The organism is Pseudomonas sp. NPDC087814, from assembly GCF_044742865.1.
Lineage (GTDB): Bacteria > Pseudomonadota > Gammaproteobacteria > Pseudomonadales > Pseudomonadaceae > Aquipseudomonas.
In genome coordinates, this window is the sequence record NZ_JBIUVK010000066.1 from 1 (window position 1) to 8,869 (window position 8,869).

Annotated in this window: 7 protein-coding genes; all 7 read left to right on the forward strand. The window is 65.6% G+C overall.

The annotated features are described in order from the left end of the window. Nucleotides 1-379 precede the first annotated feature (379 nt). The 7 genes from ACIOMR_RS28555 to ACIOMR_RS28585 are packed head-to-tail and all read left to right on the forward strand — an operon-like array spanning nt 380 to nt 8,767. Nucleotides 380-2,041, forward strand: coding sequence for an ABC transporter substrate-binding protein (locus ACIOMR_RS28555; RefSeq protein ID WP_401197725.1), 1,662 nt, complete (start codon nt 380-382; stop codon nt 2,039-2,041). After that, nucleotides 2,038-3,018, forward strand: a complete 981-nt coding sequence (locus tag ACIOMR_RS28560) for an ABC transporter permease (protein WP_087694971.1) — start codon at nt 2,038-2,040, stop codon at nt 3,016-3,018. The genes ACIOMR_RS28555 and ACIOMR_RS28560 overlap by 4 nt, the downstream gene beginning before the upstream one ends. Next, entirely contained in the window at nt 3,015-3,878 is an 864-nt protein-coding gene (locus tag ACIOMR_RS28565) for an ABC transporter permease (RefSeq protein ID WP_087694968.1), read from the forward strand. The genes ACIOMR_RS28560 and ACIOMR_RS28565 overlap by 4 nt, the downstream gene beginning before the upstream one ends. Next, entirely contained in the window at nt 3,875-5,590 is a 1,716-nt protein-coding gene (locus ACIOMR_RS28570; protein WP_401197729.1) for a dipeptide ABC transporter ATP-binding protein, read from the forward strand. Before ACIOMR_RS28565 ends, ACIOMR_RS28570 begins: the two co-directional genes overlap by 4 nt. A gap of 20 nt (nt 5,591-5,610) precedes the next feature. Further along, the gene (locus ACIOMR_RS28575) at nt 5,611-6,819 is read left to right on the forward strand and encodes an acyl-CoA dehydrogenase family protein (RefSeq protein ID WP_008431174.1); all 1,209 of its coding nucleotides are present in this window, start codon (nt 5,611-5,613) and stop codon (nt 6,817-6,819) included. Then, the gene (locus ACIOMR_RS28580; RefSeq protein ID WP_401197732.1) at nt 6,816-8,258 is read left to right on the forward strand and encodes an MFS transporter; all 1,443 of its coding nucleotides are present in this window, start codon (nt 6,816-6,818) and stop codon (nt 8,256-8,258) included. Before ACIOMR_RS28575 ends, ACIOMR_RS28580 begins: the two co-directional genes overlap by 4 nt. Next, a complete protein-coding gene (locus ACIOMR_RS28585; RefSeq protein ID WP_401197735.1) occupies nt 8,255-8,767 on the forward strand; it encodes a GNAT family N-acetyltransferase in 513 nt (170 codons plus the stop codon). The genes ACIOMR_RS28580 and ACIOMR_RS28585 overlap by 4 nt, the downstream gene beginning before the upstream one ends. Nucleotides 8,768-8,869: the final 102 nt, after the last annotated feature.

Here is an 8,869-nt window from a genome sequence, read left to right on the forward strand (position 1 = left end):
TAACCCGGCAGGACGCCGGGTTAGCCGCGCTGGGCCAAGGATGGCCCATCGCGGCGGCCCACGGTCCAAAGCCGGAGTGAGGGCACACCGAGCCTGGGCGAGGTGCCGAGTGGTGGGGCAAGAGCGTTTTGCTTACTTTTGCGCTGTTCAAAAGTGAGCCGCTGTAAGAGCGGAACCAATAGCCGCCGTTACCGCAGCAACGGATATGTACTCAAACCTCACGCCCCCCCAAGGCCGAGCTGTTGCCTGACCAACACTTCCCACACACATTGTCGTTTTCAGCAATCCCCCAACCCTCCAATCCCCCCTGTTTACAGCCCCAAAAACCCGGCATGCCTTGTGCAATGACCCAGTTCCCGGACTTTAGGCCTGACCCATCATGCAAGAACCCGCCCCTTACCCGCGACGATCCAGCCCGTTGCTCCTTATCGGCACCGCCACACTCTGCGGCCTGCTCCTGGGCTGTGGCCAAGGCAGCTCCACCGTCACACGCAGTGACCAGCCGGTAAAGGGCGGCACCCTCGTGTACGCCACCGACCGCGAACCCACCTGCCTCGACCCCCACGTGGCCGGCGACATGCCCCAGGTGTTCGTCGCCCAGCAGTACCTCGACTCCCTGGTCTCGATGGACGCCGACGGCCGCATCGGCCCCTGGCTCGCCAAGACCTGGGAAGTCTCCCCCGACGGCCTGACCTACACCTTCCACCTGCGCAACGACGTGCACTTCACCGACGGCACCCCGTTCAACGCCGCCGCCGTCAAGGCCAACCTCGACCACATGGCCAACCCCAAGACCCAATCCAGCACCGCAGGCGGCTACATCCGCCAATACCGCAGCACCGACGTGCTCGACGAATACACCGCAGTGGTGCATCTGGCTACGCCGTACGCGGCCTTTCTTGAAGTCCTCGCCCAAGGCTTCCTCGGCATCGAGTCCCCCACCGCACTGCTGCGCTCCCGCGACGAGAACTGCGAAAGCCCGGTCGGCAGCGGCCCGTTCAAGGTCGTGCGCTGGGACCGGCAAAGCCAGGTCGAGCTGGTGCGCAACCCCGACTACAACTGGGCACCACCCACCGCCAAGCACCAGGGCCCGGCCTGGCTCGACCGGATCGTCTGGAAGTTCATCCAGGAACCTTCCGTGCGCTTCGCCTCGTTGCAGGCTGGCGAGGTCGACGTGATCGAAGCGTTGCCGCCCGAATCCCACGAGGCCGCTCGACGCAACCCGGACCTGACCCTGGTGATCGCCCAACGCCCCGGCAACCCCACCAACGGCACGCTGAACATCACCCGTGCGCCGTTCGATGACGTGCGAGTGCGCGAAGCCTTCGTGCGCAGCTCCGACATCGAAGGCGCGTTGAAGAGCGTGTACTTCAACGAATTCCCCCGCGCCGGCGGGCCGCTGAGCCCAGCCACGCGCTTCTACAGCCCGGAGTTCCAGCACGCCCAGGATTACGACCCGGCCCGGGCTGCTCAGTTACTCGACCAGTCCGGCTGGACCCAGCGCGACAGCGAGGGCTACCGCACCAAGGACGGCAAGCGCCTGCAAGTCCATGTGGTGATGGGCAACCGCACGCCACCGTCGGAATACACCTTGTGGGAACAGGTGCAGGCCACCACCCGGCAGGTCGGCTTCGAGCTGATCGTCGACCAGATGAGTGACGTGCAGGCCACCAAACGCCAGGCCGACTGGGACTACGACATTCGCCTCGGCTACTGGAACACCAACACCGCCGACGTGCTGCGGATCATCTTCGGCAGTGAGTTCATCAGCCCGGCGGGTGTCGGTGGTTACCACCAGAACACCGCAGGCTTCAGTGACCCGGCGTTCGACACGCTGATCCGGCAAGCCCTCACCACCCAGGACAGCGAGCAGCGCCGGGCGCTGTATTACCAGGCGCAGAAAATCGCTTCCAGCCAGTACCTGCAATTGACCACCTACCCGCAAAGCACGCGGCTGGGTATCTACAAGACCACCCAGGGCGTGCGGCTGGAGCCGTCGCTGGCGGTGACTTATCTCTATGACGCATGGGTGAACAAATGAGCGACACATCACTTGCCAACCCACGGCGCGAGCGCCTGGCCCGGCTCGGCAAACGTGCGCTGTGGCGCCTTGCCGGCGGCGTGCTGGTGCTCTGGGCGGTGGCCACGCTGACGTTCTTTGCCTTGCGCCTGATGCCCGGCGATCCGGTGCAGGCGATCCTCGGCGGCCCGAGCGGCAACCCCACCCCCGAGACCATCGCCGAAGCCACCCGCGAGTACGGCCTCGACAAACCATTGGCGGTGCAATACGCGTTGTACCTCGGGCGACTGGTGCAGGGTGACCTGGGGGTTTCCTATTCCCAGCACCTGCCGGTGACCCGAGTGCTCGCCGAGCAATCCTGGCCGACCCTGGAGCTGACCCTGACCTCGCTCGCCCTGGCCTGGGTCCTGGTGCTGGCGCTGACGGTGCTGACCGCCGGGCGCCGCCGCTGGGTGGCCAGCCTGGCCTCGCTCGCGGAAACCCTGGCCGCCGCGCTGCCGCACTTCTGGCTGGGGATTCTGCTGCTGGCGGTGTTTGCGTTCGGCCTGCGGCTGTTCCCGCCGGCAGGCAGTGATGGCTGGCGCACCCTGGTGTTGCCGTCGTTCGCCCTGGCGATTCCGCTGGCCGGCTTTATCGCCCAGGTCACCCGCGAATCCCTGGATTTGACCCTCGACCAACCCTTCATCCTGACCGCCCGCACCCGTGGCCTGAGTGACTTCAGCGTGCGCTTCAAACACGCGTTGCGCCACGCCGTGTTGCCGGGCATCTCGCTGTCGGGCTGGGCCATCGGCGCGTTGATCAGCGGCGCCGTGGTGATCGAAGTGATTTTTTCCCGCAAGGGCCTCGGCCGCCAGTTGTACCAGGCAGTGCAGGCCCAGGACCTGCCGCTGACCATCGGTATCAGCCTGGTGGTCGCCGCCGGTTACGTGCTCGCCAATATCCTGGTCGACCTGCTGTACCTGTGGGTCGACCCTCGCCAACAGGAGCTTCCAGCATGAGTGGCCTGACTCTGGAAACACCGCTGCCCGCGCTGCGGATTCAGCGCACCACTCGCACGCTGCGCCTCGGCCCGCTGTTGGCGATTACCTTTCTGTTGCTGGTGATCGTCGCGGCGCTGGTGCCGCAGTTGTTCGCCTACAGCGACCCGCTGGCCATCGTGCCCCGCGATGCGTTTCATTCGCCGAGCCTGAGCCACTGGTTCGGCACCGATCAGTCGGGGCGGGATATTTTTTCGCGGGTGATCCATGGCACCCGCCAGTCGTTGTTCATCGGCCTGGCAGCCACGGCGATTGCGATGACCATCGCCATTGTGCTTGGCCTGTTGGGCGGGCTGGGCGGCGCGCGGGTGGACCGCGGCGTGGGCTGGTTGCTGGAAGTGCTGTTTGCGTTTCCGAGCCTGATCCTGGCGCTGTTGTTCGTGGCTATTTTCGGCAGCGGCATCGGCCCGCTGATCGTCGCCACCGGGCTGGGCAGTGCGCCGGGTTATGCGCGGATGGTCCGTGGCCAGGTGCTGGCGGTGCGCAACGCGGGCTATATCGAAGCCGCCCGCGCCCTCGGGCATCCGCCGCTGCGCATCATCCTGCGCCAGTTGCTGCCGAACGCCATGCGCCCGTTGATCGTGACCCTGACCATGGGCGTGGGCCAGGCGATTGTCTGGGCCTCGGCCCTGAGTTTTCTCGGCCTGGGCGCCCGTCCGCCGGCACCGGAGTGGGGGACCATGTTGTCCATGGGCCGCGACTTCATCGCCAACGCCTGGTGGCTGACGTTCTTCCCCGGGCTGTTCATCGTATTGACCACGCTGTCGACCACGGTCACTGGCCGTTACCTGCAACAACGCCTGGAGGGCCGTCTTTCATGAGCGACCAGAAACGCTTGATCGTTGAAGGGCTGTCCATCGAGTTTGCCGGGCAGTCGGTGGTGCGCAATCTGTCTTTCACCCTGGAGCCTGGCAAGACCCTGGCGCTGGTGGGCGAATCCGGCTCCGGTAAAAGCGTCACCGCCCGCAGCCTGATTGGCCTGGCGGGTGCGGGCGCGAAGGTTACGGCGCGCACCTTGAGCTATGACGGTGTGGATTTGCTCAGCCTGTCGGAACGCGGCTGGCGTCGTTTGCGTGGCAATGGCATCGGCTTCGTGTTGCAGGATGCACTGGTGTCCCTCGACCCGTTGCGGCCGGTGGGCAAGGAAATTCTCGAAGTGCTGGAGACCCATCGTTGGGGCGACCGTCGCAGCCGTGGCGAACGCGTCATTGAACTGCTGGAACTGGTGGGCGTACCCGAACCGCAACTGCGTGCGCGCCAGCGCCCCGATCAACTCTCCGGCGGCCTGCGCCAGCGTGCGCTGATTGCCAGCGCACTGGCATTGAACCCCGGCCTGGTGATTGCCGATGAACCGACCACGGCGCTGGATGCCACGGTGCAGGCGCAGATCCTGCAGGTATTGCAGCAGATCAAGGCCCGTGGCGATTCGCTGCTGATCATCAGCCATGACCTGGCAGTGGTCGCGCAATTGGCGGATGAGGTGCTGGTGCTGCGCCACGGCGAAGTGGTGGAGCAGGGGCCGATGGATCAGGTGCTGCTCAACCCGCGCCACGCCTACACCCGCTCGCTGCTGGATGCGGTGCCCGCCGAACATGCCCGTGGCACACGCCTGTCGCCGGAGCGCAGCAACGCTGTGGCGCAACCACGGCCGGGCGCGGATTCGCCGGTGTTGCTCAAGGCCTCCGGGCTGGGCAAGCGGTATGTCGGCCCCGATCAACAGTCGCGCCAGGTGGTGGATAACGTCAGCTTCGAGCTGCGCGCCGGTCGCACCCTGGGCATCGTCGGTGAATCCGGCTCCGGCAAAACCACCGTGGCACGCATCGCCCTCGGCTTGCTGCAACCGGATGCCGGTGAGGTGCGTTTTCTCGACCAGCCATGGGCCGCGGCAGGTACCGAGCGGGTCGAGGAAAAGACCCGCCGTGTGCATCGCCGGGATATCAGCGTGATCTATCAGGACCCGCTGAGTTCGTTCGACCCGCGCTGGACGGTGGGGCAGATCCTCAGTGATGCGCTGGACGTTGCCGGTATCGACGCCGAGCAACAGGCGGCCCGCGTGACACAGTTGCTCGACCAGGTACGCCTGGCGCCGCAATTGGCCGAGCGCCGACCGTTGCAACTGTCGGGCGGGCAGCGCCAGCGCGTGGCGATTGCCCGGGCGATTGCCAGCAACCCCAAGGTGATTATCTGTGACGAGCCGGTGTCGGCGATGGACGTGTCGGTGCAGGCCCAGGTCCTGGATTTGCTGGCTGACCTGCAAGCCTCGCTGGGCCTGGCCTACCTGTTTATCTCCCACGACCTCGGGGTGATCCGCCACGTCAGCGACGAGGTGCTGGTGATGCGCCACGGCCAGGTGGTGGAAAGCGCCAGCGTCGAGACGTTGTTTGAATCGCCCCAGCACGAATACACCCGGCGCCTGCTGGGCGCGGTGCCACGCCTGCCCGGCAGCGGCACGCAGTTGGTGGTGCCGGCCCTGGAGCCGGAAAACCCCGGCTGGCTGTTTGATGAATCGCGCCTGTGGAAAATCGCCATCTAGACCTGAATCAAGGAAGTGCCATGAGCAAGTTGTCTGCTGTACCCACGCCGCCGGTTGTGACGGTGGCCGAACTGAACGCCCGTGCCGACCGCATCCTGCCGCAGATTGCCGCCGGCGCTGCGCAACGTGAGCGTGACCGCCAACTGCCGTATGAGGCCGTGGCGCAGATCGCCCAGGCCGGGTTGTTTACCGTGCGGATTCCCAAGCGGTTTGGCGGCGCCGGTGGTTCGGTCAAGGACGTGATTGCCTTGCTGATTCGCATCGCCTCGGCCGACTCCAACGTGGCCCAGGCGCTGCGCCCCGGTTTCGGGTTTGTCGAAGGCCTGCTGGCGTCCCGCGCCGAGGGGGCGGAGGAGGAGCGCGAGCGCTGGTTCGGGCGCTACCTGCAAGGCGCCGTGATCGGCAATGCCGGCTGGGAAGTCGGCGGTGCCAACGGTTCGATCAGTGCGCGCATCGTGCGTGACGGCGAGCACTTTCGCGCTTGCGGCAGCAAGTACTACAGCACCGGTTCGTTGTATGCCGATTGGGTCAGCGCCGTCGCCCTGGACGAGAATGACCAGCCCGTGTCGTTCATCCTGCCCCGCGACCGTCAGGGCCTGGAGTTGCTGGATGATTTCGACGCCATGGGTCAGCGCCTGACCGCCAGTGGCACCACCCATCTGCATGATGTGCAGGTGTTGGCCAGCGAGATCCGCACCCGCACCGTCGAGGAAGGCAAGCGCACGATTGTCACGCCGTTCCTGCAAGTGTTCCTCGCGGCGGTGCAGGCTGGTATTGCGCGTAATGCCCTGAATGATGCGGTGACCTTTGCCAAGGAGCATGCGCGGCCGATCAAGCACAGCAGCGCCACGCGCTCGGTGGATGACCCGTACGTGGAACTGAGCGTGGGCGACGTTTCAGCCCGGGCTTTTACCGCCGAAGCGGTGGTGTTGCACGCGGCGGACTCCATTGACCGCGCCTGGGCTGCGGACCTTGATGCGGTGGCCGTCGACCAGGCGGCAGTGGACGTGGCCCAGGCGCAATACATCGCGGCGGAGTCGGCGCTCAAGGCCGCCGAGCTGGTGTTCGACGTGGGTGGCGCTTCCACCACCGGCCGCGCGCATAACCTGGACCGGCACTGGCGCAACGCGCGCACCGTGGCCAACCACAATCCCCGGCACTGGAAAGCCGCAGCCGTGGGCGCCTGGCAACTCAAGGGCACGCCGCCTCCGACATCGGGGCTGTTTTGAACAAAGCCCTCGACCTTTCACACCCCTTGGGCGAGGTGGGCACCGGGCACGCGCGCCGGGTGCCGATGATCATCGGCTGTGCGCTGTTCATGGAATTGATCGACGCCACGGCGGTGCTCACGGCGCTGCCGCAGATGGCCCAGGATTTCGGCGAGCCCAGCGTGCGCATGAACCTGGTGGTGTCGCTGTACCTGCTGGCGGTGGCGCTGTTCGTGCCGGTCAGCGGCTGGGCGGCCGACCGGTTCGGGCCGCGTCGGGTGTTTATCAGCGCCATCGTGCTGTTCACCCTCGCGTCGGTGGCCTGTGCCTGCTCGGGCTCGTTGCTGCAGTTGTCCCTGGCGCGTTTGGCCCAGGGGGCTTCGGGCGCGATGATGGTGCCGGTGGGGCAGGTGATCCTGTTGCGCTGGTCGGCGCGGGAAAACCTGCTGCGTGCCATGTCGTACCTGACAGTCGCGGCGCTGGTGGGGCCGCTGCTGGGCCCACCGTTGGGGGGGCTGTTGGTGACGGTGCTGTCGTGGCACTGGATCTTCCTGATCAACCTGCCGATCGGCGTGTTTGGGGTGATCCTGGTGCTGCGCTATATCCCGGACTATTCCGGGACACCCGGCCAGCCATTGGACGTTCCCGGCCTGTTGCTCAGCGGCGTGGCATTGGGCGGGCTGGTGTTCGGTTTCGAGGTGCTGGGCCACGGCCTGTTGCCGCGCCAGTGGGCGTTGCTGCTGATTGGCGGCGGGCTGTTGAGTGCCTGGCTGTATGTCCTGCATGCACGGCGGACGGCGTACCCGTTGATCGATTTTTCATTGTTGAAAATCCCGACCTTCGCGGTGAGCTTCTGGGGCGGCAACCTGATGCGCATCGGCAGCGCGTCACAGCCGTTTTTGCTGGTGTTGCTGTTCCAGCTGTGTTTCGGGCTTAACCCGTTGCAGGCGGGGCTGCTGAGCGTGGCCGGTGGCGTGGGTGCGTTGCTGATGAAAATGCTGGCGGTGCGGATTGTCAGCCGCTTCGGTTTCCGGCGCACCTTGATCGGCAATGCGGTGCTCACCGGTGCAACCATCCTGGCGTGCAGCCTGTTCGAGGTATCAACGCCTTACTGGATTGTAATACTGGTGTTATTTGGCAGCGGGATCATTCGTTCGCTGCAATTCAGCACCCTGGGGGCGTTGACCTATGCCGACGTGCCACCGGAGCAATCCAGCCGCGCCAGCAGCCTGTCGGCGATGACCATTCAGTTGACGTTGAGTTTATCGGTGGGCATCGCGGCGGGGCTGCTCGGTTTGATCATGGCCGTGCGCGGGCATGCCACGGTCGAGCAGAGTGATATCGCCTGGATCATGGCGGGTGCCGGATTGCTGTGTGCCTTGTCGGGGCTGGTCTATCGCAGGCTGTCGCCCCAGGCGGGCTCGGCGATTTATGCAAAACGCGCAGAGGGAATTGGATGATTCGTGCAGCACGTATCGAGGACGCAGGTGACATTGCCTGGGTGCATATTCGCAGTTGGCAGCAGGCTTATCGTGAACTGATGCCGGCGGATTACCTGGCTTCGCTGGAGGCGACGCAGCCTCGGCGTGAAGCCTTTTGGCGGCAGTCGATTGAGCAGGGGAGCGAAGCTGTGTTTGTCGCGCAGGTCGAGGGGCGTGTGGTGGGCTGGATTGTTGTCAGCTCGAGTCGTGATGAGGATGCTGATCCAGGCGTAACCGGTGAAGTGCAGGCGGTGTATGTGCTGGCCGAGCATTGGGGAACGGGGGTGGGCGGGGCGCTGTGGCTCAGGGGGCTGGAGCATCTCGCGAGCCTGGGCCTGGAGACGGCGACGTTGTGGGTGCTGGCTGAAAACCGGCGTGCAGTGCGCTTTTACCAAAATGCAGGATGGATAGCGCAGCCCGAATCAAGCCGCACCCTTGCTCGGGGCGGTCGTGAGTTGGAGGAACTTCGCTACCAATCCCAAAAGTGACGCTGAACCTGTGGCGGGGGGGGGTGGGGCCGCGGGGGGGGGGGGGGGCCCCCAAAAAAATGGGGGGCCTGAGCCAACACCCGGTGCAAACACCCGCCGCAC

What these genes read in the sequence shown, in the direction of transcription:
- ACIOMR_RS28555 (WP_401197725.1), top strand. Translation starts at nt 380, where the DNA reads ATGCAAGAACCCGCCCCTTACCCGCGACGATCCAGCCCGTTGCTCCTT.
- ACIOMR_RS28560 (WP_087694971.1), top strand. Translation starts at nt 2,038, where the DNA reads ATGAGCGACACATCACTTGCCAACCCACGGCGCGAGCGCCTGGCCCGG.
- ACIOMR_RS28565 (WP_087694968.1), top strand. Translation starts at nt 3,015, where the DNA reads ATGAGTGGCCTGACTCTGGAAACACCGCTGCCCGCGCTGCGGATTCAG.
- ACIOMR_RS28570 (WP_401197729.1), top strand. Translation starts at nt 3,875, where the DNA reads ATGAGCGACCAGAAACGCTTGATCGTTGAAGGGCTGTCCATCGAGTTT.
- ACIOMR_RS28575 (WP_008431174.1), top strand. Translation starts at nt 5,611, where the DNA reads ATGAGCAAGTTGTCTGCTGTACCCACGCCGCCGGTTGTGACGGTGGCC.
- ACIOMR_RS28585 (WP_401197735.1), top strand. Translation starts at nt 8,255, where the DNA reads ATGATTCGTGCAGCACGTATCGAGGACGCAGGTGACATTGCCTGGGTG.